Annotated in this window: 23 protein-coding genes; 18 read left to right on the forward strand and 5 right to left on the reverse strand. The window is 36.2% G+C overall.

Annotated features, from left to right (window positions below; genetic code table 11):
* The first annotated feature begins 51 nt into the window (after positions 1 to 51).
* From ACZ45G_RS10480 to ACZ45G_RS10545, 14 genes are all read left to right on the forward strand, one after another.
* A complete protein-coding gene (locus ACZ45G_RS10480) occupies positions 52 to 1320 on the forward strand; it encodes a glycosyltransferase (protein WP_464177781.1) in 1269 nt (422 codons plus the stop codon).
* 62 nt (positions 1321 to 1382) lie between these two features.
* On the forward strand, positions 1383 to 2486 hold the full coding sequence (gene wecB, locus ACZ45G_RS10485; RefSeq protein WP_464177783.1) for a non-hydrolyzing UDP-N-acetylglucosamine 2-epimerase: 1104 nt from the start codon (positions 1383 to 1385) through the stop codon (positions 2484 to 2486).
* 137 nt (positions 2487 to 2623) lie between these two features.
* The gene (locus ACZ45G_RS10490) at positions 2624 to 3817 is read left to right on the forward strand and encodes a DegT/DnrJ/EryC1/StrS family aminotransferase (RefSeq protein WP_464177785.1); all 1194 of its coding nucleotides are present in this window, start codon (positions 2624 to 2626) and stop codon (positions 3815 to 3817) included.
* 43 nt (positions 3818 to 3860) lie between these two features.
* Entirely contained in the window at positions 3861 to 4523 is a 663-nt protein-coding gene (locus ACZ45G_RS10495; protein ID WP_464177787.1) for a hypothetical protein, read from the forward strand.
* A gap of 166 nt (positions 4524 to 4689) precedes the next feature.
* Positions 4690 to 5868 (forward strand): hypothetical protein, encoded by a 1179-nt coding sequence (locus tag ACZ45G_RS10500; RefSeq protein ID WP_464177789.1) that lies wholly within the window; start codon positions 4690 to 4692, stop codon positions 5866 to 5868.
* A 9-nt stretch (positions 5869 to 5877) separates the two neighbouring features.
* Positions 5878 to 6909: a lipid II:glycine glycyltransferase FemX gene (locus ACZ45G_RS10505; protein ID WP_464177791.1), complete on the forward strand. Its 1032-nt coding sequence runs from the start codon at positions 5878 to 5880 to the stop codon at positions 6907 to 6909.
* A 167-nt stretch (positions 6910 to 7076) separates the two neighbouring features.
* Positions 7077 to 8510 (forward strand): lipopolysaccharide biosynthesis protein, encoded by a 1434-nt coding sequence (locus ACZ45G_RS10510; RefSeq protein ID WP_464177793.1) that lies wholly within the window; start codon positions 7077 to 7079, stop codon positions 8508 to 8510.
* A gap of 212 nt (positions 8511 to 8722) precedes the next feature.
* Positions 8723 to 9964, forward strand: coding sequence for an O-antigen ligase family protein (locus ACZ45G_RS10515; RefSeq protein WP_464177796.1), 1242 nt, complete (start codon positions 8723 to 8725; stop codon positions 9962 to 9964).
* A 65-nt stretch (positions 9965 to 10029) separates the two neighbouring features.
* A complete protein-coding gene (locus tag ACZ45G_RS10520) occupies positions 10030 to 10860 on the forward strand; it encodes a hypothetical protein (RefSeq protein ID WP_464177798.1) in 831 nt (276 codons plus the stop codon).
* Entirely contained in the window at positions 10847 to 11473 is a 627-nt protein-coding gene (locus ACZ45G_RS10525) for a GNAT family N-acetyltransferase (RefSeq protein WP_464177800.1), read from the forward strand. Before ACZ45G_RS10520 ends, ACZ45G_RS10525 begins: the two co-directional genes overlap by 14 nt.
* A 3-nt stretch (positions 11474 to 11476) precedes the next feature.
* On the forward strand, positions 11477 to 12625 hold the full coding sequence (locus tag ACZ45G_RS10530) for a glycosyltransferase family 4 protein (protein ID WP_464177803.1): 1149 nt from the start codon (positions 11477 to 11479) through the stop codon (positions 12623 to 12625).
* 21 nt (positions 12626 to 12646) lie between these two features.
* Entirely contained in the window at positions 12647 to 13813 is a 1167-nt protein-coding gene (locus tag ACZ45G_RS10535; protein ID WP_464177805.1) for a glycosyltransferase family 4 protein, read from the forward strand.
* Between the two features lie 123 nt (positions 13814 to 13936).
* Complete coding sequence (locus ACZ45G_RS10540) at positions 13937 to 15163, forward strand: glycosyltransferase (protein WP_464177808.1); 1227 nt, start codon at positions 13937 to 13939, stop codon at positions 15161 to 15163.
* Between the two features lie 145 nt (positions 15164 to 15308).
* Positions 15309 to 15980, forward strand: coding sequence for an FkbM family methyltransferase (locus ACZ45G_RS10545; RefSeq protein WP_464177810.1), 672 nt, complete (start codon positions 15309 to 15311; stop codon positions 15978 to 15980).
* A 669-nt stretch (positions 15981 to 16649) separates the two neighbouring features.
* Here the strand turns inward: ACZ45G_RS10545 and ACZ45G_RS10550 are convergent.
* Positions 16650 to 17288 carry a transposase gene (locus tag ACZ45G_RS10550; protein WP_464177812.1) on the reverse strand — a complete coding sequence of 213 codons (639 nt, stop codon included), beginning with the start codon at positions 17286 to 17288 and terminating at the stop codon, positions 16650 to 16652.
* Positions 17275 to 17838, reverse strand: coding sequence for an IS91 family transposase (locus ACZ45G_RS10555; protein ID WP_464177814.1), 564 nt, complete (start codon positions 17836 to 17838; stop codon positions 17275 to 17277). Before ACZ45G_RS10555 ends, ACZ45G_RS10550 begins: the two co-directional genes overlap by 14 nt.
* 293 nt (positions 17839 to 18131) lie before the next feature.
* Between ACZ45G_RS10555 and ACZ45G_RS10560 the strand changes: the two genes are divergently transcribed.
* Positions 18132 to 19061 (forward strand): hypothetical protein, encoded by a 930-nt coding sequence (locus tag ACZ45G_RS10560; RefSeq protein WP_464177816.1) that lies wholly within the window; start codon positions 18132 to 18134, stop codon positions 19059 to 19061.
* A gap of 146 nt (positions 19062 to 19207) precedes the next feature.
* Here the strand turns inward: ACZ45G_RS10560 and ACZ45G_RS10565 are convergent, their stop codons facing one another.
* The gene (locus tag ACZ45G_RS10565) at positions 19208 to 20260 is read right to left on the reverse strand and encodes a hypothetical protein (RefSeq protein WP_464177818.1); all 1053 of its coding nucleotides are present in this window, start codon (positions 20258 to 20260) and stop codon (positions 19208 to 19210) included.
* 258 nt (positions 20261 to 20518) lie between these two features.
* Here ACZ45G_RS10565 and ACZ45G_RS10570 point away from each other — a divergent pair, with 258 nt between their 5' ends.
* Positions 20519 to 21928 (forward strand): transposase, encoded by a 1410-nt coding sequence (locus tag ACZ45G_RS10570; RefSeq protein WP_464177820.1) that lies wholly within the window; start codon positions 20519 to 20521, stop codon positions 21926 to 21928.
* Between the two features lie 271 nt (positions 21929 to 22199).
* On the opposite strand, the gene ACZ45G_RS10575 is transcribed toward ACZ45G_RS10570, so the two are convergent.
* Together ACZ45G_RS10575 and ACZ45G_RS10580 are read right to left on the reverse strand one after the other, a co-directional pair.
* A complete protein-coding gene (locus ACZ45G_RS10575) occupies positions 22200 to 22607 on the reverse strand; it encodes a transposase (RefSeq protein ID WP_464179921.1) in 408 nt (135 codons plus the stop codon).
* A gap of 9 nt (positions 22608 to 22616) precedes the next feature.
* Positions 22617 to 22997, reverse strand: coding sequence for a hypothetical protein (locus ACZ45G_RS10580; RefSeq protein WP_464177822.1), 381 nt, complete (start codon positions 22995 to 22997; stop codon positions 22617 to 22619).
* A 123-nt stretch (positions 22998 to 23120) separates the two neighbouring features.
* Between ACZ45G_RS10580 and ACZ45G_RS10585 the strand changes: the two genes are divergently transcribed.
* Both ACZ45G_RS10585 and ACZ45G_RS10590 read left to right on the forward strand, forming a co-directional pair.
* A complete protein-coding gene (locus ACZ45G_RS10585; protein ID WP_464177824.1) occupies positions 23121 to 24509 on the forward strand; it encodes a GMC oxidoreductase in 1389 nt (462 codons plus the stop codon).
* Positions 24499 to 25509 carry an NAD-dependent epimerase/dehydratase family protein gene (locus ACZ45G_RS10590; RefSeq protein ID WP_464177826.1) on the forward strand — a complete coding sequence of 337 codons (1011 nt, stop codon included), beginning with the start codon at positions 24499 to 24501 and terminating at the stop codon, positions 25507 to 25509. Before ACZ45G_RS10585 ends, ACZ45G_RS10590 begins: the two co-directional genes overlap by 11 nt.
* Positions 25510 to 25514: the final 5 nt, after the last annotated feature.

Raw genomic sequence — 25514 nt, forward strand, 5'->3', positions numbered from 1 at the left:
AAAAAGCTTTTGTATTCAAAAATAGATTGTTGAGAAGGAATGTTGTGTACTATGGGAAAAAATATCCTTATGATATGCTATTATTACCCACCATTAACTGATGTGGGCTGTAAGCGTAGCGTTGCTTTTTCAAAATATTGGAAAAGGGCTGGCTGGCGACCTCATGTGCTTAGTGTAAAAAATCCAGATAGGACATATTGTTCACTTGGTAAGGATATACCTCCTGAAGGGATTGATGTGACATATACATATTCTCTATTCAATATTTATAAATTTTTTGGTATTGCAAATGGTTTATTGAGCAGGTTTTTTGGGCTGTTTGGAGTCCGACTGAAGAATTATTATTTTTATGACCTGTTTTGTATTCCTGATTGGTTTATTGGTTGGGTGATCCCGGCTGTCATATCAGGGCTTAAAATTATTAAACGAAAGAAAATTGATATTATTTATGTAAGCTGTTCCCCATTTAGTGCGGGATTAATTGGTTTGTTGCTAAAAAAAATAACAGGCAAACCTTTGGTAATCGATTATCGCGATCCATTTGGCCTTGATTATGGAAAGTACCAGAAGGTATCGGAGAAAAAAAGGTTTCGTGAGCCGATTGATCGAAGGATTGCTGAAATTATTATTGAAGCCAGTGATTTGTTTACGGTAACCACTAAGGAAACAGAGCAATTATATATAGAGCAATTTCCAAGTGTCAAAAACAAAATTTCAACTATATATAATGGCTTTGATCATAAATTGCTTGATGGTCTTCAAGAACAGGAGAAGTTTTCTAAATTTACAATTATTTATACAGGTAACTTCTATTTTGACATAGAATTCGACTATTTTTTTGAGGGGTTAGGAATTTTAAAAAGAGAAGGGGAAATTAATGTTGATAATTTTCAATTCCTTTTTTACGGCGGAAATTTTGATCCAATAAAAGAAAGTATAGAGAAACATGATGTTCTTGATTTGGTTGTAATCAAATCAAGGATACCTTATGTCGAAGTTTTAAAAGAGATTAAACGCTCCCATCTGCAGTTGTTAAGAATTATGCAGCCAATGATAAGCACAAAACTATTTGAGGGCATATCTCTTAATGTACCGTTCCTGGCGACAATACCAAGCGGAGAAGTAGAAGAGATTGTGAATAAATATAATCCGGATTCCTACGTAATAACTGATAATTCTGCGAATTCCATTGCTTTGAATATAAAAAAAGCAATGGGAACAAAAAAAGAATTTATAAATAGCAAGGTTGATTTTTTTATTGAGCGGTTTTCAAGAGAAAAAATATCTATGACAATGTTGGAATTGTTTAATAATTTGTAGACCATAAGATGCTTGATAGAGCATTTAATAACATATTTAACAATGCATATGTGAGAGGGTAGATGAAAATTATTTTGGTGGCTGGTGCACGGCCAAATTTTATGAAGATAGCGCCAATTATACGGGCGCTAAACAACAATAATAAAAATCCCGAACATTTACTGGTTCATACCGGACAACATTACGATTTTAATATGTCGGAAACGTTCTTTGAAGATCTCGAAATTCCAAAACCGGATTATTTCTTAAATGCCGGGGGTGGCTCTCATTCAGAACAGACGGCAAAAATAATGGTTGGTTTTGAAAAGATTTGTATAAACGAAAAACCTGATATTGTTCTTGTTGTGGGCGATGTAAACTCAACACTGGCCTGTAGCATCGTTGCAAAGAAACTGAATGTTAAAGTGGCTCATGTTGAGGCGGGGTTGCGAAGTTTTGATTTACGAATGCCCGAAGAAATCAATAGACTGGTAACAGATTCTATAACAGATTATTTTTTCACGACAGAAAAGGAAGCAAACCAAAATTTAATTAAAGAAGGAAAATTACAAGCGAGTATCCATTTTGTTGGGCATGTTATGATTGATAATCTCCTTTATCAGCATGCAAGAATCTGTGAAATGGATGAAACCTCATTTGATATTTTTAATTTAAAAAAAGAGTTAGGAAAGTATATTTTCTTAACTCTTCACAGACCTTCAAATGTTGATCAGAAAGATAAACTTACTGAAATATTCGATGCGTTGAATACTATTGCTAAGGATATGCCTGTTGTATTTCCTGTTCACCCCCGTACAAAAAAAATGCTTAAAACTTTTAAGATATCTTTGTCTGATAATATAAAATTACTTGAACCGCTGGGGTTTAAGGACTCCCTTTATTTGTGGAAAGATGCATTTTGTGTATACACCGACAGTGGTGGGCTTCAGGAAGAAACAACAGCTCTTGGTGTTCCGTGTTTTACGATAAGGGAGAACACAGAAAGGCCGGTAACAGTAAACCAAGGAACTAATACTTTGGTCGGTACGTCCGGGCAAACTCTTATTCATGCGTTTGACAAACTTAAATCAGGTGAACGGAAGGGGGGGCAGGTGCCGGAATTCTGGGACGGGAATGCCTCTGAAAGAATAGTTGATATTTTACTGAAAAGTGACACAAATACATAATTAGCTTGTGTAAAAGGAATCTTACTGCTGTAAGCGGATGGGGTATTAGCAATGGATGAAGTCAATTTTATCGTCTCAATCGGCGGGGTATTAGACTTAACGCTTAGCAATAAAAAAATCAGCCCCAAGGATATTCATTGAATCTGATAAAAAAAATACAAAATTTCTGGGAGATATTCTATGCACTTCCTTGGTGTGTACCTACATGGGGGATAGCAGAAGCTTTAGTGACAGTTCGTTGTGTCTTATCTGGTTCTATTATACACGGAAACTTTGAACAGCAACTTGTAGATGCGGTTCGGAAGAAAATTGGCGTTTCCTATGTTTTATCTGTCAATCGAGGAACTACGGCAATTTATCTCGCACTTGTCTCTCTGGGATTATCAAAAGACGATGAAGTTCTCACTTCTTCGTACGTGTGTTGGAGTGTTGTTCAGGGTATCCTTAGCGCTGGATGTAAGCCTGTATTCGCAGATATCGGTTCTGATCTTATGGTAACTGAAACCACTATAAACGCATCAATAACTTCATCGACCAAAGCTATCATAATACCGCATCTTTCTGGCTCTGCAGCACCGATAGAAAAAATTGAAGCGATAGCAAAAAATAGAGGGATCCCGTTGATTGATGATGCTGCCCAAAGCTTTGGTGTCCGACGTAAAGGTAGATTCGTGGGAACCTTTGGGCAATGTGGTATATATAGTTGCGGTCCCGGCAAGGTTTTGTCAGGGTGTGGTGGCGCTGTACTTGTCACAAATGACAAGAAGCTTTTTGAAAAGGCGTGTACTGTATCTCTTTTATCAAGAACAGAATCGGCAGTTGATGTATGTAAGCGTTTGCTCTCTTTTTGGGTTTGGAGAAGATTTCGTTGGGTTTCCTTGCCCTTCCAGATTTTACTTAACCGAGTTTTTAAGGCAGCTGAAAAAGAAAGCCCTTTATTTGGACAAATATCAAATATTGATGCAGGAATCACACTTCAACAGGTGCTTCATCACGATGATATTTGCAATAAGTATTGGAGTTGCTATAAATATGTCTCAAGTATTATAAAAAAGATTGGGGGGAATGTGTCTGTCTTGCGCCCTCTACAACAAGATGATATTCCAATAAAAATAACCTGTATCACAGCATCTGAGATTGGAGCACAAAACTTGATAACTCTTCTGCACAATATGGGTATTGAGGCTTCTCGGGGTTATACTCCTTGTCATTTGCAGTTGCATGAAGCAGCGGTAAACTTGGTTGAGACCGATCGTCTTTGGAATCGAATTGTATGGGTGCCGGTATTTAATCCGAACATGAAACGCTTAATAAAAAGAGTACAAAAATGACTGCAATGATATTTAGAAAATTTTTAAACCAATGAGATTCTGTATGATAAAAAAAATTAAAACATTTTATTCTTTAATTAAAAAGGGAAATTTCTCCGAAATTTTTTTAACGATACTTAGAAAATTTGTAAGGATTACACCTTCACAAATAGATGTGGTGGATGTAAGCACCTATCAAGAAATAATTATTCCTCTCCCAGATAATATCTATTGCAGGTGGGCCACAAAAAGTGATTTAGAAGATATGTTTAACAACTGGCCAGATTCAGAAGAAGAATATCAAAGACATAAAGAAGTCGTTTATGATTTTGGTTTCAAAAAATGTTGCCTTCTATTTAAAGGAGGATCTCTTGCCTACTTTCGGTTTTTAGTAACTCAAGAAGATCTGGAATTATCAAAATATATTTATCCCCCATTAGTGGTTAAAAATCTAAAAAAAAAGGATAGTGTCAATTTTGATTGGTCTTATACATTTGAAAAATTTAGAAGACAAGGTTTATCTATCATTGGAACAGACTGGATGATTAAAGAGGTTAAAAATAAAGACATTAAATTTATTTATTCAAGACGTGGAATGGCTAATTATGCATCGATAAGAATGGCTATTCGTACTCAATTTAAACCTATTTTTAGGCTTTATTTTATTCAGTTTTTCAATCAAAAAAAGTATCAAGGTTTTTATATCCATCGAAGTATAAAGAATTAATTTTATCTTTGTTACGAAATCCAATCGCCTTAACATGTTAGCAACTATTTTGCATAATTTTATAAAAAAATGGTGAAGTTATTCAATGTATAGAATAGTTGTATTTTGCCAATTAAAAATTTAGAGGTTGAATTTTTCATATTCAAATTGAGCAGGAATTATCGGTATGAAAGTTAATAAATTGAAAACAAGAGTGCGACAATCGCTGGACTTTTTAACACTTCCAATAGTTGCAAAAAAAGAACATCTTATTAGGAGTAATTATGCAAAGTTACAGGATCCTGGTGTTGATACTGCAATTCGGGCTGCGTGTTCATGGCTTTGTCAGGCGCAAGATTTAAGTCGTTCAGGCGATGGTGGAGTTGCTAGACATTTTAGTCTGATAGATGGCTGGGCTAATTCCTATCCAGAGACTACAGGTTATATAGTTCCTACAATGTTGGCTTGTGCAGAATACATGGGGTCATCAGAAATCAAGGAACGAGCTAGAAAGATGGTAGAGTGGTTATGCTCGATTCAATTTCCAGATGGTGGATTTCAGGGGGGAGTTATCGGAGAGACGCCATGTGTTCCCGTGACATTTAACACTGGGCAGATATTGATAGGGCTTAGTGCTGGATATCTTGCATTCGGTGAGAAATTTAAAGAGCCAACATGCAGAGCAGCGGAATGGTTGGTCAATACAATAGACGATGATGGATGTTGGCGAAAGCATCCAACGCCCTTTGCTGCACAAGGTGAAAAGGCTTACGAATCACATGTTTCCTGGGGGCTTTTCGAAGCTGCACGAGTCACTGGGATTGAGCGGTATGCAAAGGCTGCTCGTAAGAACTGTTTATGGGCAATCAGTAAGCAAAAAAAAAATGGTTGGTTTAAAGACTGCTGTTTATTGCAACCGCATCAACCTCTTACACATACTTTAGGGTATGTACTTAGAGGTATTTTAGAAGCATATAACTATACAAAGGAAGACATTTTTTTGGAAGCAGCTTTAAAAACAGCTAATGGCCTAAAATTGACTCTAAGGTCGGATGGCCTATTACCAGGTCGCCTTCGCGAGGATTGGTCGGCAGGCGTAAACTCGGTATGTCTCACTGGTACTGTTCAAATAGCAGCATGTTGGTTCGATCTCGGTCGGATAACCAAGAATGAATCATTCATTACAGCTGCGAAACTTGCAAACTCGTATGTCAGAAAAACTGTAGATATTACTACAAGGCAAAAAAATCGTAGGGGGGGAGTTTCAGGTTCATATCCTCGCTACGGGGAGTACGGTTCATACCAATATTTGAACTGGGCAGCTAAGTTTTTCATCGATTCGAATTTTAAAGAACTATATTCTTAGGAAGTGATTATGAAATTTACAGTTTTTTCGTCGGATAAGGGCGAAGAGTGGGATCAAATCATTGCTGATTTAGGTGGGAGTGTGTTTCACTCAGACCGTTGGGCGCCTTTCGTGATTGATGCATATGGAGGTGTAAGGTTTTTTCGGCTTCTTTTATCAAATGATGATGGAAAACCGCTTGGGGCTGCACTTGCTTTTATATCCAGCAGTAAATTTGGCATAGGTAACCTACTTTGGACTGAAGCAGTTCCACTTGTCAAGGGCGGTTCAGAAAATACTATTCGCCAATTCCTAAAATATCTTAGAAAATTTTCAATGAAATATGGGATTCATGTCATAAAAATTGGATCATTCGGCCATAGCTGTCTACCCGAGAGCTTACAGGATGAGGAATATATACTCAGTAAGCGGCTTGAGTTTATTGTAAGGCTTAAAGATCGGCAAGAGGATGATATCTTCAGTAACCTTAACCCAACCAAAAGGAATGCTGTGCGATCGGCCGGGAAAAAAGGTGTTATTGTGCGTGAAGAATCTGATTTAGAAGGTCTTTCGGCACTGCTCTGTGTTCAACAAGATTCTGCTCAGCGGATCATGAAGCGTGGAGGGCCAGATATTGCGTATGAAGGTTCTATTAAAGATCATTCAGCCTACCCGGTGATTAACAACGGAGCGATGAGATTGTTTGTAGCTAGAAAAGAAAATGTTCCTGTTAGTGCAATTGCATGCTCATATTTTTCCGGAAAGGCGTATCAGGTTCTAGCTGGTCATAGTCAAGAAGGATTCAAGCTCCAATCTGGGGTTCTTGCATTATGGCATGCAACAAAGACCTTTCTTTCTGAGGGAGCAAGCGAGTTCAATCTTGGAGGGTGTTCTGCAGATGCAAGCCTGGTGGGTTCTCCCGAGCATGGCGTGTACAAATTCAAACGAATGTTTGGAGCTGAATGTGTTGAATGCATTGGGGGAGTAAATGTTATAAGGCCTCATGCATTAGCTGTTACCAATTTAATTAGAAAAGTAATGGGAAGACCTCCACTCATTTAATGATTTTCTTCTGCAAAACAAAGAATGACGAATAATAATGTTCTTATAATTACTTAAGGTTTTTTATTGTTGTTTTGGATAGGGTCGAGTACTTATAAGTTTTGAGCTACCCCTCCCCTCCAAAAAAAAACATCATTTATCGAGTAGTTATATAAAGGCTATACAAAATGAGTTTGAAACAAAAAGTTATGTCTGGTCTCTACTGGACCGCCGGAGGTAAATTAATTTCCCAGACGATTACCTGGGTGATTACTATAATTGTGATTCGGTTACTTGACCCAACTGATTACGGTTTAATGTCCTTAGCCACAGTGCTTGTTGGTATTTTAGCAATTCTGAATGAATTGGGTTTAGGTGCAGCCATTATTCAGAAAAAAGACCTTTCTGAAAATTCTTTAAAATCGCTGTTTGGCATCCTTCTTTTGGTGAACTTTTCTTTTTGTTTGGTCCTTGTTCTGACGGCCCCCATAATTTCAAATTTTTATAATGAGCCCCGGCTGGTTAAAATGATCAATGTGTTGGCTTTGCAATTTGTTTTCATGGGTTTTACGATAATACCTCGATCCCTTCTGCTACGTGAAATGGCTTTTAAGAAATTAGCATATGTCGAGTTTATTTCTGCCATTACCAGCTCATTAGTCACCCTGATAATGGCTTTCAAGGGATATGGTGTATGGGCATTGGTCTGGGGTACTATGATAATGACGATTATATCAATGATCGGCCTTAATATTGTGAACCCTTTTTTCCATAAACCGCAATTTATTATAAAAGGTATGGGCGAATTCTTATCTTTGGGTGGATATGTTACATTATCCAGGGTTTTATGGTATTTTTATACGACGGCTGATATTCTAATTGTAGGTAAGATTTTAAGCAAGGATTTACTCGGTTTCTATTCTGTGGGAGTTATGCTGGCTAATCTTCCAATGCAGAAGGTTTCGGGCATGATTAATCAAGTTGCATTTCCAGCGTTTTCAAGTATTAGCTCAAATCCTGATGCTGCTGAACGTCACTTTCTTAAGGCTGTAAGGACTATGAGTTTTATTGCCTTTCCCATTCTGTGGGGCATTGCCAGTATTGCACCGGAGATTGTTAATATTTTCCTGGGCGCAAAATGGAGCAACGCATCTCAGCCACTTTTAATCATTGCTTTTATTGTACCTATCCGTATGATTAGCAATTTGATATCTCCTACGGCTTTAGGTCTTGGGTATCCAGAAATTATTTTTCGCAACTCACTTGTAGCTTTTGTAGTTATGCCAATTGCTATTTATATTGGAACATTCTGGGGCTTGTTAGGGGTCTGTCTGGCATGGGTTTTTGCCTTCCCAATTGTGTTTTTAGGAAATATGTATCGTTTGGTTAATAAATTGAACATCAATTTGATCGATGTTGCACAGGCAATGTCCAAACCATTTCTCTTAGCATTATTTATGTTCGGTTTCCTACAACTTTTGAAGATGAGCAATTTTGGTGGCCCATACGATATTTTGAGAATGTTGTTTTTCATTGTGTGTGGAGCAGTAATATATGGTGGATTAACGTGGCTAATCAATAGAGATGGATTAATAGAAATCAGGATGCTCGTTCGTAAATAAATTTGGTTCTTTATTTATAACTACATTGATTGGTAAATTATTGCCCTTTTTTGCAAGAAAATTACTAAATTTCCGCAAAGTTGTGCCGAGCAATTTCTGTAATTTGATTTTTTTTTGAGTTAGACATCATAATAGGAAAAATATTCACACCGTGCAAAGCTCTCGAATTCGTGTGGAATAAGTAGGTGAAGAAATATTAAAGAGGGTTTTAATTGAAACTTAATCATGAAAAAGAACAAGAATATCTAAGACATGACATCGTCTTCGTAACCTTCTGTGTATGGTCATTTGCCCTTTTATGCCGACCTCAAGATTATATCCTTGCATTAAAGGCGTTGCATCCTGGATTAGTGTCTACAATAATTATGTTAATTATATTTATTTCTAACTATGAAAAAATTAATACCGCATTATTAACAGACAGCAAGCAAATACGATATTTTATGCGATTTGTATTAGTAATGATTATTGGTATTCCATTTTCGATGCATGCTAGAGAATCATTTAATATGGTTTTTTTTATATATGTAATGTGTGTTATTTATTTTATGATTTTTTATAAAGTTATTGATACTGTCCATAAATTAAGAACGTTGTTTTTTGTATGTTGCTTAGGGTGTGGTGTTTTCTGTTTTTTTGCATTGTCTATGTACAACGGTAACAGACTGGCTATGGGAAGCATGTTCGACCCGAACGATATCTGCTTCTTTGTTGTCAGTTTTTTACCGCTGAATTTACTATTCACAAGTAAGGATAATTCCATATTAATTCGTTTAATATTTCTAAGTATTTTTATATCAGGAGTTTTAGTTGTTTTTCTATCTGGATCAAGGGGTGGATTGTTAGCGTTATTGGTTATAGGTTTTTTCTTTGTTATAAAAACTAAAACCATAAAATTTTCTCATAAAATGTTGATGATTATTTTTATTCTTATTGTATTAGCATTTTCGCCAATTAAATATGATCGTTTTTCAACGATGCTTAACCTTGAAGGCGACTATAATGTTACTTCTGAGACAGGGCGATTGGCAATATGGGAAACAGGTGTAGAGTTGATGATGAAAAATCCTTTGACTGGTGTCGGGGTTAATAGTTTCAATCGAGCTTTTGGATACAGTCAAGCTGCTAAGGGCTCTTCAAATTTGAAATGGAAGGCAGCACACAATTCTGTGATTCAAATAGGTACGGAGACTGGTTTTATTGGTTTGTTTTTGTTTATAATGATGAACATGAATGTTCTTAAGATTTTTAATAAAGTTTTAAAAGAAACAACTGATCAGAAACTTTTAGAAATAGTATCGTTAGGTAAGGTTGGATTTATCGGTATGTTTGTTTCTTCGATGTTTGTAACTTTCGGATATTCCATATTTTTTGTTTTCTATTTCGCTTTTTCTGCAGTTGTAAGTAACTTAATAGAAGAAAATTTAAATCATCAAGTCGAGGGTGTAGTTTGAAGAATATACGATATTTTAGTTATTTATTTTTTATATGTATTTTGTTTGTTTGTGGATTAATCATTATGTCCCAACCGCACCGATTTCAAAAATGGAATTCAATTAAATCTATTGGTAAATATCAGGGGAATCGAGAGCTTAAAAAGAATTATATAGATATCCAATATTTTGTAACTAATATACCCTATCAAGCAAACTCAAATTTTACATATTTGGTTTATCCTAAAGACAAGTACAAAAATGCAATCATTGAAGGAAATGGAGATTGCTCAAACTTTTCTTTTGGCGGTGCTTATTATCTGTTAAAAAAAAATATTGAGTTTGAAGTAATTCATTTTTTTATACCGGAAACTTTTTTTACTTTTGGGGGGCATGTTGCTTTAAGAGCACCTTATACATTGAGAGGTAAGAAGGGAATAGGAATTATCGATTTAGCTGGAGGAGGTGTCCCAAAATTCAATAACACTATTGTTGATTATTTTGATTTGGGAAATAAAGATAAAATTGGAGATATTTATTTTGATAGGATAAATAAAAACGCATCAAAATATTATGAAAATTATTACAAGAAAGAATATTTAAATAAAGTTCAAATAGGCTTTACAAAAAGTGCTGATGTAATCAGGTATTTCGATTTTATCGAAAAGGTTTATATACCGCTTGATAATAGTAAGATTGAAAAAATGTTATATGATGGACTGGCAATCTTATTAGGCCAATATTATACAATTTATGTCGATGAAGAACTTATATCCTCATTTGTTTTTCAAATATATTTTTTTAAAACAATTTTATTCTTAGTCAGGATTTTACTTCTATCATTAACTCTAATTGCATTTTATGAATTGTATAAAAATTTAAAAAAAAGGGAGGCCATTTTTAATGAAAACATCTAAACATTTTTTTTTAAATAAGTTTTTTTTAACTTTAAAAGAGTTCAAGAAGACAGCTTACCATCACTATGGAAATAGATTCAGTAGCATTTTTAAATTTATTTATTATTCTCTTTTCAAAATTAATACATTTGTGGTTGTAGCATTTTATTTGGATAAACAAATTCCCGAATATCCACTTGATTCAGATTTTGTTGTTCTTAAACCAACGTTAGTGGAATTGGAAAATTATAGAAAGAATTTAGAATTACCCCGAGAGTTTTATTATGATAAAATTCATGGAATTAAAACATGTTATTTGGCTTTTTGTGATGGTGAGTTGGCGTACATTCACTGGATTTATTTAAAAGGGGATTATAACAGGTTTTTAAACTTAAGTAATAATGTTGGTGAATTGAATTATAATACAACTCTTCGGAAATTTAGACGAAGGGGTTTGATGGGAAAGATGCTTGTTTACATCTTAAAGGATCTTAAAGATCAGGGCTTTAAAAAAGCTGTTGGTGTAATAAACGCAGAGAATGCCCCAGCTTTGAAAGGCTCTTTTAACGTTGGATTTGAAGAGGCCAGAAGAATAAAAACATTTGGCCCGTTTAACAGGAAATATAAAATTTAAGAAATGATAAATATTGCATATGTATTGACGCCCATCGATTTTGGCGGATCAGAGAGAGTCAGTTTGAATTTTATAAAAGCTTATGATAAGGCGAAATTTAATATCGTTCCTGTTATTTTAGTTCGACCGTGGGAGCCTAAACCATTTTTTGCAAAAGAGCTTGACAAGTTAGGCATTGAATATTTAACGATACCGGTTGCCAAAAAACCTTTGGAAGACGGGAAAGATTATTTTAGAATTTTAAGGTGCTACAGGATACTTTTTTCCATTTTAAGAAGTAAAAAATTTGATATTATTCATACCAATGGCTACTTCGCCGATATTTTAGGTGTGCCTATATCAAAATTATTGAGGATCCCTCATTTAGCAACCTGCCATGGTTTTATTGACAATGATACAAGTTTAAAATTGTATAATAGATTAGATATTTTTTTTCTAAGATTCAGTAATCGGGTTATTTCTGTTGCCGATGAAATAAAAGAGAAATTGATTTATTATGGAGTTTTTGGAAAAAATATTTCAACGCTTAGAAATGCTGTTTTATTACCAGATTATTCCAATGATGAGATTTTAAATATTCGTGAATTAACACGGAAAAAATATGACATCTCGGAGTCAGAATTTCTTATTGGTTATACCGGAAGATTAAGCGAGGAAAAAGGATTGAAATTTCTTGTTGACTCGGTCAGACAAATATTAGAAATAGGTGTCCCCATAAAAGTTTTGTTCGTAGGTGATGGCCCGCAGCGTTCCTTTCTTGAAACAATGGCAAAAGATCTTGGCGTAGAGAATAATATTTTTTTTGCTGGTTTTCAAAAAGATGTGACAAAATTTTTTCCGGCGTTTGATGTTTTTGTTTTGCCGTCGTTAACCGAGGGGACGCCTATGGCTCTTCTGGAAGCTATGTCATTTGGTTCGCCTGTTATAGCTACAAAGGTAGGCGGAATTCCAAAAGTCATAACACATGGAGAAAACGGTTTTTTGATTTCTCCTTCAAATACTTCTGAAATCGCCTCTTCAGTCACTGAATTGTATAATGACCAGAATTATAGAACGTCTCTTTCGCATGGTGCAAAGACTTTAATAAAAGATCACTATAATCTTGATCTTCAGGTAAAAAAAGTTGAAGAGTTATATTGTGCATTGCTGTAGCTTCATTAGAAGGAGAGGGAAGTGGAAGAAAAAGGATCAGATACTCAGGTAATTAGCCCGACCTCTTCAAAAATCAGGATAGCATTTGTTTTATGGACTCTTAAAAGCATGGGAGGCTCAGAACATGTGGTGTTTGATATTGTTAGAAAACTGGATCATACAAAGTTTCATATCCTTGTTGTTGGATTAGATGAAGGACCTGTGCGAAATATCTATGAAGAAATCGGTGTAAAAGTTGAGGTCGTCTCAAAAAAAAAGAAGTTTGATTTTAATTTTATCAAAAGATTTAGACATATATTATTGTCTGAAAAAATCGAAATTGTTAATCCACATCATTTTTCACCGTTGTTGTATACCTCTTTCGCATGTATTAATACTGGTATTAAAATTGTCTATACTGAACACTCTGTCTGGCAGTATTTGGAACTGGGGTGGGGTAAAAAGTTACTTTCAAATATGTTGTTGTCTAATGTAGACGCTGTTGTTGCGATATCTAAGCAGCTGTTTGATTATTATGCTGACAACTATTTCGTGTCCGCAAAAAAAAACCATCTAATCATCAATGGGATTGATCTTAACCGATTTCACAAATTAAATAACTCATCTTTTAAAGAATCGCTTGGCTTTAAACCTGAGGACAAACTAATCGGTTTAGTGGCAAATCTGCGGCCGGAAAAAAATCATAAAGTTTTGATTCGATCATTATCAAGAATCGTAAAAAATGATAAATCAATTCATCTTGTTTTTGCAGGCATAGATTATATGGATGGTGAATTACATGAATACTCAGAGCAATTTGGTGTATCTGACCGAGTCCTTTTTTTAGGTTCAAGAGATGATGTTCCGGATATTTTAAATATTCTTGATGTTTTTTGTCTTCCTTCCAAAAACGAAGGATTGCCATTGTCAATATTAGAAGCGATGGCCTGTGGTGTACCTGTTGTAGGATCAAATGTTATGGGAATTAACGAGGTGGTGACAGATAATATGACTGGGCTTTTGTTCCCATATGATGATGAAACAGCACTTTGTGAAAAAATAAATCTTTTGCTTTCTGAACATGAAGTAAGTGAAACAATTATTGCCAAATCTCTGGAATATGTGAAAGAAAACTATTGTCTTGAAGATAAAATGGATCAATATTTTTCATTATTTCAAACTCTCGTGAACAAAGAAAATACCAATTAAATTAGGGTTTGTGAACTTTATCCGACAGGTGAACAATAATAAAAAAAATGATGATACTCTGTTTTAATAATGGAAAGTTAGCTTTTGCCATATAATAAATTAACAAAAAATTACAGGTTTTGAATGATAGCACATGCACCTTTGAAGATATTATTTATATCAAACCGAAGTCTATTACCGATTGTTGACGGTCATACCCGACGTTCCTTTAATGTTTTAAAAGGATTATCTGAAAAAAATCAGGTTTATTTTCTTTCTCTTGTTGAAACCCCTATGGAGATGGAAAATAATAATGTAAATGAGCTAAAAAAACTTTGTCAAACAGTGGAGTTTTATCCGTCTCCCTCAAAAAAAATCAGTACTTCAATGATAATAAGGCTTTTAGGAAGTTTTTTTTCCACTCAGCCGTATACTATCTGGCGGCATTATTCAAAACAGTTTTTAAGTAGGGTGGAAGAACTTATACAGAAAGAGTCCTTTGATATAATACATTGTGATATTTTACCAATGGCGTACACAATATCCAAAGCGACAAGTGTTTTTAGGAGTCTAACTAATCATGATGTCAGTTATTTAAAATGTTTAAGAATGGCAAGAGATACTTCAAATTCATTATTAAAGATGTTTTGTTATTTTGAAGCATATAAATTGAAGAAATTTGAAAGCATAATTTTTGATAAGGTCGATCTCGGTATTGTTGTATCTGAAGTGGATAAATTAGAGTTACAAAAAATTTGCCCAGATGGAAAATTTGAAGTGATTGAAAACGGTGTCGATGCTGATAAATTTAATTCTGATCATAAAAATATTGAACCGAATACGCTTCTTTGGCTTGGTGGATTTGCTCATTATTCTAACAAACAGGGTGTTTATTGGTTTTTAGAAAAAATTTATCCAATAATAAAAGAGGAAAAAAAAGAAATTAAATTTCAACTCGTTGGTGGTAGAGTCACAGACAAGTTAAGGCATTATGCATCTGTTGATCCATCTATTGAGCTTCTTGGTTATGTGGATGACCCTTTGCCTTATCTTCAAAAAGCAACAGTTTTTATTGCGCCGATTTTAAGCGGCAGCGGGACAAAGCTCAAATTGTTAGAGGCGATGGCCGCAGGTAAGGCGATTGTAACAACCAGTGTTGGCTGTGAAGGAATAGAGGGTATAGATAAAGAACATTTTTTGATCGCAGACTCACCGAAAAAGTTTGCGCATAAGGTCGTTGATGTTATTAATGATGAAAAATTGAGGCATCAGATAGGTTGCACTGCCAGGGAATTAATTTTACAAAAATACGGGTGGGGAGAAATTATTAACAAAATAAATTCTGTTTATGCCAATTGCAATCTTCAGTGAAAAGTAGCAATTGTTTTATTCTGCATCAAAAGTTTTGATACTTAGACCCCTTACGTTCAACTTAGCCATAAAAAAACAGTTGCTTGTATGGCAAGGATTTAATCGACTTCTTTAAATTTAAATACTAATAATGGAGATTACAAAAATGCAACTGCTGAAATACATTGTTGCACGATTCCCGAATCGTTGGCAGACTGAACTAAAACGTATTCACTTCGGACGGCAAATCAAAAAGGGTTGTTTTCTATCATACGAGCCCGAGTACAAGAAACTCCACGAGTTTATTACTCCTGGAGATTGGGTTGTTGATATTGGTGCAAATGTTGGACATTATACACATCGATTCTCTGAATTAGTTGGAGCTCATGGTCGAGTTATAGCTTTTGAACCAGTCCCGACAACTTTTTCCATTCTCTCGGCAAATGTTCAATTATATTTGAACAAAAATGTTTCATTAATAAATGCTGCTGTTTCCGATAAGTTGGATATTGTAGGGATGTCAATGTCAGAGTTCGAGACAGGATTAACCAATTATTACGAGGCCCATATTTCGACCACATCTGATGCTGAATTATCGGTACTTACCATACCTCTTGATTCATTTTGCATAGAGCAACGTGTAGCACTTGTTAAAATTGATGCCGAAGGCCATGAAGCATCAGTTATATCTGGTATGATAAAAACTATAGAAAAGTTTCATCCTGTGCTTATTGTAGAAACTGGGTCTAAGGAGTTAATCGACTCTCTGATATCTATGGAGTATATTGCCAAAAAACTGGAAAATTCACCCAATGTTCTTTTTTTACCTAATACATAGTAACAAACCACCAGCTATTCTGGTATAATAATGAAAGATAGTGCTGACAAGGTGAAATAAACTTTCTTCGGGATTATTACGGAAGAGTAGTTGCTGGATGCATAATTTTATCAATCAATACGAAATTTTATCGAATGTAAGATTTATCTCAATTATTGCCTACTTTGATAATCGGCTTTTGAAATATGAAAAGGTTGAGTGAGCTGGTGAGTGTATCGTATCTATGAGTATTTTAAGGAAAACTTTGGAAAAATTCTATCGTTAATCGGTCATTTCAGTTCTCGGTCAGATTTTATTTGAAACCATTTTTGTAAAAACAATTAAACAACAGAAGTGGCTGATAAACTTTTTCACCATCTTTAGATTTGCCAGGAGCATAATATTTTAATGTATCGGAAAAACAAAATTTTTTAAAATCCGCGATACATGGCAACAGTTCCCAATAAGTCGCAGTCACAATGATAAAGCAGCAATTTATGCTTTCAATTTTTCAAATTTCAGTCAACATTTGAACAAAAAATGACAAAAATCTCCTGTTTTTCTATAGAAGACGCACCTATGCCGTGATAGATGATCGCACATAGGTCAGGCGAAAAGTATTTGGTAAGATTCCCTAATTGAACGTAGGGGATTCGGACGATAAACTGAGACAAATACCATAACCGTTTTTTAGATCTTACAAAGTAGAGGATCCTCTTTTTGAAACTTAGTTTGCCTTTCTCTCCAATTTTTAGCTTTTTCCACGATGGGGGGTGTCGAAAGTAGCCTATCTGTAATTTTTTTAAATTTGGTTTTTACTCGACTTGCCAAAATGCCGTAGTGCCGGATGACATTGAAATAATGCGGTGGAATGTGCCGGATTAGTTTTCGGATGAACTCAATTGATTTTAGAGTGTACAGGTCTTTACTTCCATTATTCCTGTAATCCTTAAATTCAAATGAGATCCATTCACCTGTGTAGTTTTTTATCTGGAGTTCTGACAAAGGAGGACTCCTTGCATATCTGCCAATATAGCCGGCAGTCATTTGAAGATCCTGTCGTTCTTCAGTAACATGTACAAAAAAACCATTTTTGTACTCTTGTTTGAGGTCATCAAAAAATGATTTCTTAAACGATGGAATAGAAAAGGCCAGTAAATCCCGATCAGGGGCAGAGGATTTGAGATTGTTTTCAACTGCCCTTTTTAGATGTTGGATCAGAAGAGTCTGATAACGCTTCTGAAGCATTTTATAAGGGAAAAAATGACATTTCACCCAAACAGGGTGATCTTTAATTACGGAGACTTTTTTCTTTTTACGTTTGGTCATCCGGGTGAATCGTTCTTTTTTTTCCTGTAAGTTTTAACCCACCAGCGCTGACAATACAGTGGATATGGACGTGACGTTTTAAATCGTTGCCAAAAGTATGCAAAACTGCAGTAATTGCAGGGAGAAACCCTCGTTCTTTGCAAAATGAAATGAGTGTTTCCGTACAGGCAGTAAAGACAGCATTCAGCAAAGCACGTTTTTCAAAAAGCAGTGTTCGGAATTGTGATGGTACTGTAAAGGTGATATGGAAATAGGAACAGTTCGGAAAAAGTTGATTCCTGTTTGTCACCCACTTATCGATTTGTACCTTAGCACAAATCGAGCAGAAACGACTTTTACAGGAATGTGGGACACGTTGGAATTCAGAAGGATGAATTGGGCAGGCAAAGGTAGCGTAACCGAGGCCATCAGGTTCCCGACAGTTTATAACTTTCCAAACATTATATGCTGCATACCGCGGAACTAATGAATGATGGGCGTCAAGGAACGAGCACCAGTTGTCTTTTAATACCTGTTTTAAGGTAAATTGTTTTGATTGAATCGCTTCCATAGTGAGAATTGACTATAATCAAATATATGGGATAAGAAAAGAATATTTAGATCATATCAAGAGTTGAACATAGCTTTGGGTTTTGCTTTTTGCCCGAAGGGCATTATGGTCTTGTTGAAGTTTTTCGCAGAGTTCCGTATTATTGGAAACGGAAAACAACGTACAAAAGAATAGAAATTATAAATTCAGGTGGTATAAAAATTGCAATAAATTCGTTCGGTTCTAAGCTTGTTCTGGTACTGTTGTATGAAAGAAAGCAAGGGTTTAAAGTGAAATATTAATAGGAGGTTTTGATGATGCGAACATTAACAAAAAGAATTTTGTTTTGTTTTTTTATTGTTTTTCAAAGTTTTAATATTTGTCATGCAGATATCACATTTGTAGATGGTAAATGGGAAACTACATTTGATTGTGCCGAGTGGACAGGGCCAGGATCGAATGGTGATACGATTTGTGGTGATGTGTTTGTTGCCGGTGTTGAGGAATTTGATGGTACAACTGGCACCACATATTCTATGGAATCAACAGTAGATTCAAACAACCCACTTGGGGATGGAAATGGTATACGTCAGTATGTATTAGGAACTGGTGATGCCGTCTTACCTCCTGAAAAAACAGGTGTTTCGTATATAAAATTTGCCAATACTCAAACAGAACTATGGGTGAGGTTTTATTTAAGATATGACGCTGGTTTTTCTTTTCTTTCTACGGATAAAGGAGGGGAAAAGTTAATATATTTCAAAGACGCATCGGGATTGACAAATAATACTTTTATTACTGGAGCATTTTCTAGGCATCAATTCGTATACGGGTTCAGAACGGGGGGGAACGATTCTGGTGATATAAGTTGGGACGATTATTTTGGAAGTACGTCAAACGGTTCTTGGCATTGGATAGAGTTTCATATTAAAGCCGAAACCATTACTAATGCAGAGAATACAGCTGGAACTCCCTGGGACGGTGTCGTGCAAATGTGGTGTGATGGTGACATTATTTTTAATGATACTAATTATAATTCACATATGTTTTCAGACAACGTACCGATTAAATATATGCAAATACATAGTAACTGGCATGGGTTGCCTTTGTTCCCTGGGGATGGTGTTAAATATGTAGATTTTGATGATATAGTAATATACAACACAACCCCGCCAAACAAGGATTCTCAGGGGAATCCGTATATCGGACCTATTATTCTACCAGGTTTTCAAGAGGATAAGTAAACTGTGTGTATTACCTGTTTTTCTTTGGTAGGTTATTTTGTTTAAAAAATTAATTTATAGATTAAAGCAATTATAAATTTAAAAGTCCGATTCTTGTGTGTTTTCGAGAATCGGACTTTTTATATGATATCATTGGTAAAATCTGATTATAACGGATTTGGGGGAAGCCTTTGTGCCCCTTGCAATGAGGCGCTAATCAATAGATTCTGAAGCCAGTCATCATGATAACGAAATTCGTTGATACGCTCAGCAGGACATTGCAACCCATCATGTTTTTTGATAGTCCACGGATTTGACGGGGCAAAATTATTGATTAATACCCAACCTCGAATACTAAGTTCTGCTGCCGATAAAGAGCCGTGAAAATATTGTGTTGAGAAAAGGTGTCGGTGCATTCTCTGCATCAGGCGGTCTATCAAGTTGCTTGTTCTGTGGGCTCCTGGAAAATCATATGCAGTTGAAAAGGCTGAAAGGTTTTGACGTAGTTTCGAGATAGGACCAATTATAACTTCGGGAATACCCGTTTCTTTGATTGCCCACTCGTGAAGTCTCCTTACACGTTGAGCGAAAGATGTTTTGGTTTGAGACTGGTAACAATTCCATAATTTATTAGCCGCTTGCAAAAATTGATTTTTGTACTTATTTTTTGCTCGATCTCGAATTTTGATGAATATATGAAGAAAGCAATTAATGATAATGATGCTGGAAAAGATCGTTTTCCAGGCATTTTGGGTAGCCTTCCAACCATCGGTATTAACAGTCTCGGGTTTATACTCTGGATGAACGCATTGGGCTTCTTCCTTGAAAGTGCCGTAGGCCTTCGTTAAGTCTGCCTCATCAGCATGTTCGGCGATAGATGCACCAAGAATACATCCGCTTCCCGCAGTGGTTGCCACGTATACTTTATTTCCCAAAATTCGTGAATGTTTTTCATCAGCTGCCACATGTTTCGGTAAAGATTCGGGTTTTTTGACGGTTGTACCAACGATACTGTTTCTGCCAAGGGATTGTTCCATACGAAACCAATACATGGGATTTTTGCCACAAACATGTGGCAATGCCCAAAAAGGGACATCGAATTTACGTAAAAACAACCCTTTTTCCACATCATCCACAAAGCCTGTCATATATGGCATGACAAAAGAGGGACGGATAGTATAACTGATTCCTAAAATTTCAATACGTCGTACAGGAATCAAAAGCTTTTTAGATAGCCTGATACTCGATCTTCAAGTTTTTATATAGACAAGCAATAAGACAAATTGGGCGTCAACCAGCAGAACTCGGAATCTCGACTCTTCTCAATCCCTTAACATTCTCGCTGGCTGGCACCCTCTGAATCTATAACCAAATATAATTTAATAATCAACATGAATAATTTTCAATTAACTGTAGACAATCACTTCAATATCAAATACCCTGACAATGGTTCCATATACTATAGTCAGGAGATTCAAATGGTTATTGGAAAAAAAATAGTCCCTTTTATCACTGAATTTGTAAATGCATTAGATGATGTTATTTCGCAACAAAAATCCGATAAAAGGCTATCGAACACACAAAAATATTGGCTTGCTTTTTGCCTTATGGGTATCCTTATTACAAAGTCAGTGTGCTGGGCAAAATTTGAGCGGGCCAGCTTTGGTCGATATAGTACTGCTGCCCTTTCCTGGGTTTTTTACCATTCTCCAATTCCATGGTCAAGATTACTTCAATATAGTGTAGAAACCATTTTTAAATTTTATGGCATCAGCCAGGGATCCCTTGTTATAGATGACACTGATAACAACCGATCTAAGAACACAAAAAATATTTGGCATGTTCACAAACTCAAAGATAAAGCCAGTGGTGGATATATTATGGGCCAAGGAATAGTCTTTATGATATTGGTCACTCCAGAGATAAGCATCCCTGTTGGCGTTGAATTTTACATGCCAGATCCTGAGTATACTGCATGGAAAAAAACTAACGATAAGCTTAAAAAACGAGGAGTTTCAGCAAAACAACGCCCTCCAAAGCCTTTAAAAAATGCTGAGTTTCCAACAAAAGTTGAAATTGCTATTAACATGGTAAAACATTTCAACGAGTGCTTTTCAAGCATTGTGATAAACTGCATCATTGCAGATGCTCTGTATGGAACAAGGCAGTTTTTCACAGGTGTTTCAAAAGTGTATAACAATGCTCAAATAATTAGCCAGATACGCAGAACGCAGAATGTTTTTATCCGGAATCGAAGACAAACTGTGGACGAGTATTTTTCAAAACATCCTGGCGTTGCTCAAGAAATGCGAATCCGTGGAGGTAAGATTATAGCAGCTACCATAGGAAGTGCCAGAATACATGTTTGTAGTTTTGGCAGAAAACTTTTTGTTATTGCGCTTAAATATGAAGGTGAAGACCAATACCGCTATATTATTGCCTCTGACCTGAGTTGGAGAACCATTGATATTGTGGAAGCATATTCACAAAGATGGCTAGTGGAGGTTTTTATTCAGGACTGGAAAGCCAATGAAGGATGGGCTACATTGACCAAGCTGCAAGGTGAAAAGGGGTCTCGCAGAGGCTTGATCCTGAGCCTTCTGGTTGATCATTGTCTTTTCTTTCATCCGGAACAAAAAGCCCGGTTTAAAAACAATCTTCCCGCACTGACTGTAGGTTGCCTACGACGCCAAACTAATCTTGAAAGCTTATTTTTGTTTATTACCGATATTCTTGATTCTGAAGATCCATATAAAGAAAGGGACCATAAATATTCAATACTGAAGGACAATTTGCTTAATTTTGAGGAATCAAAAAAACATATGATCACAAAAGATATAAACAATTTTAAACCTACAGAATCGTTAAAATACAAAAATGTTGCTTGAGTAGAGGTGTTAATGGCTAAAAAAACTTGAAGATCGAGTGATATCTTTCATTAAGTATCCAAGAACGATGTCTGGAGGAAACAACTCCGGCCATTGCTCCACAATGGAATCAATAGAAGTTCGGAATCCATTTGGAGACCCCACTATGTCACAGTAATGAGTACAGTCGATGAAGGGAACACAGATTGAACGGTTTTGTCGAATTCGAGCATTCAGATGATTCATATGAGTAGCAACCAGAGTTATTATGTTAATATCCGATTTAACATTCTCATGAATCTCTTTGTTTGTCTACAAAAATCGTTCCCCCAAATCCGTTATAATCAGTAAATTTCATATTGTTTTGCGCCATTATGGAAATAATCTCTTCATTAAAAAATGCGCTATCCATACGAGACTCAATGATAGCCCCGGGTAATTCGGATTTGATATTATTAAAACACCGAAGCATGAAATCTCCTGCACCATTTGAATCATGGACATTACCGGGACGGTGGTGGATATCAAAAAACTGGCCTGTCTGGGCTACACTACAAAAAAGCGGGTAATAACTTTTGGCTCCTTTTTTAACTTTGCTGAAACCAACTGCAGATCCTTCTGCATGTCCTTTTGTGGATAAAACCGAACCATAAAAATCAAGGGTAAGGCGTACAAAATTTTCCAGTTGAAGCCCATGGATAACAAATGATCATGACAACCTACGAAGATTATCAATACTCTGAACATCCATCTGGGCCAGGCTTCTTGAAATAGTTGAAACATCTGGAAGCTTTTTCAATCCCATTAAACGGAGTACAAGAGAATCATCACGGTAATAATTTACTTCTCTCAATCTCCGAAAACCCAGAATCAAATGAATAATAAGCAGCATCACGATCAAATGATGTTTGAAACTTGGGAATTTTGTTACATGGGAAAAGCAATTTTTAAGTTTATTTTTTAAATCAATCTGCTTAAACAACAACTGAAAAATCAAGAGACCTGAAAAAGAAGTGAGCTGTTGATCTTCAAATCTAATCGTAGAGATTTTGTGGTATTTAGCATAAATTTGTGCTTTACTGGACTTCACTTGAGGTGGCCTCCTGAATATGGTTTTTTGTCTCGTAAACTTATTATGACTTTTATTCATAGGCTTCTCCAAGTCTTTTCTTTACTAATTTCCTACTTTATTTGTGCAATGAGAGGGTAGACAATGAACGTTATAGTAATCGGGTCCGGGTTGGCTGGAACATTAGTCTGTAATGAACTGGTGAAAAAGCATTCGGTAACTTTGCTTGAAACAGGGCCAAAAGAGGGTGTAGAATATCCCAAACTTTCTTTTTTAAAAAAGCAGCTTGCAGGGGTAAAAACCTTTTGTTTCGGAGGGGGAGGCACCACAAATCTATGGCATAATGGATTGATCCCCATTCAACAACAGGATGTTACGTCCAAGGATTTCAGGTCAGTGCTTGAACAAACAGAACAATACCGTGACAAGGCTGCAAAAAATTTATTCTGGCTGGATAATCCATATATGAGCACTTATCGGAAGGTGTTTTCGGAAATCTCTTCATTTGTTCAGAAAATAGGGTGTTTTTCGGATGGTGTTGATTGTCTTTTATACCCGAAAAAATACAGTCCTCTGAAGGTTGTGCCGGAAGTTAATGGTATTTATTCGGTGAGCGGCATTGAATTTAAGATGGAAGGGAACAAGGTTGTCGGCATTGATTATCATGTTGGCAAGAAAACATATTTTATTGAAACCGACTGCGTTATTGTATGCGCCGGAAGTTTCGGCACCCCCTTGATTATTAAAAAAATATTGGCTGGTATGGGTCAACCTTCGAAATCTGCCGGGGTTGGACTGGCAGATCACCCTTTGGGGTTTGTTGGAAAAGTAAAGGTGAAAAAAACTTTCAATAAAGAGATGAAGCAATTGTCGGTTAAGGATTTTGGTAATTTTGAATGCCGGACCGGTATTCGGGTGAAGAGCAATTGTGGAAAGTATACAGGCTGCGCCTTTTTGAGACCTGCCTTGACAATGGAAAACACGCTTTCGATTTATAAATATAAATCATTGCTCGGGGCAAGCAGCGGTGTTGAACGATTGAAAAATATATTTTCCTGGAAATTGTTTCATCCTGATATTCTGGCTGAGATTGTGTCGCATCTGTTTGGGATAACAATTCCCGGACGGCTTTATAATATCCTTTTTCTTTTTGAACAAAAAAGAGGAGACAGTCATGTGAATCAGAATGATTCAGGGTTTGAAATTGATTGGAGTATTACCCCGAAGGAACTTGAGATATACAAAGGTATGGTCGATAAATTAGAGGTGATGTTGTACGGTATTGCCGATGATATAAACATAGAAAAAGATATTACAGATGACTGGCTATGGTCTGCAGCGCATCATTCAGGAACTATTTCAATGGGGCAGGGCAGCGGGGAACTGGTTGACATGGAACTGAAATTAAAAGCTTCGGATAATGTATTTGTATGTGATGGCTCAATTGTACAGGAACACTCATATGCCAATACCGGGTTAACGATAGGGGCATTGGCCATGGGTCTGGCGGATAAAATTAATAATGAAAAATAATGAAAAAATTTTTGTTCTGGTGACCGGGGCAACCGGTTTTCTTGGCCGCAGGATAGTTGCGGCTCTGTCTGCAAGTGGTTTCAGGATTAGGGTTCTTGTCCGCAAAACGTCACGGCTTGAAATATTTGAAAAATATAATGTTGATATTGCCGTGGGCGACATGGGTGATCTTGAGTCGTTGCGGCATGCTTTTGATGGGGTTGATTGTGTTGTTCATGCTGCGGCAGATACATCTGGTACTGTGGAAGGCGGCAAAACAATTACCATTAAAGGAACCCAAACGATAATAGACTTGTGTAAAACGTTCGGGATTAAAAAACTGGTATACATAAGCTCTGCCAGTGTATATGGGGTGGCAGCGTATAAAAACGGGGATCGGGTTAACGAGGAATCTCCTCTTGAACGGTTTCCGGAAAAGCGCGGCGCCTATTCCAGTGCCAAGTTTCAGGCTGAACAGATTGTTCTGGAAGCAATGCGCCAAAAGGAGTGTCCGATCATCTGTCTGAGACCTGGTACGATATATGGACCGGGGGGTGAGATTTATACCCCGATGATGGGCTTTTCCTTTAAGAATAAACTATTTCTAACCATTGGCAAGGGTAAGTTTATTCTGCCGCTTGTTTATGTGGATAATGTGGCTGATGCTGTCAGAGCTGCCATGGAAAATACAGCGAGTCATGGGAAGGTTTTTAATTTAATAGATCCGTATCAGTTGACAAAAAAACAATACATTCGTCTTTTGCTGAAAAAGATTTATCCCGGGGCACTTTTTTTAACCCTGCCGTATCGAATTTTGTATCTTTTTGTATACGCACAGGAAGTCTTGTTTAATATTATTCATACACCCCCTTTTTTAACAAGATATCGTTTAGAGTCTTCACAAAAGGAAATTGTTTACAGCGGGGAAAAAATTTGTACCGAATTGGACTGGATTCCACCGGTATCTCTTGAAGGTGCGCTGAGCCGAATGGTTGAATATGAGCTGGAAAGGAAAAATTAATGAAG

This window comes from Desulfoconvexum algidum (assembly GCF_055382125.1).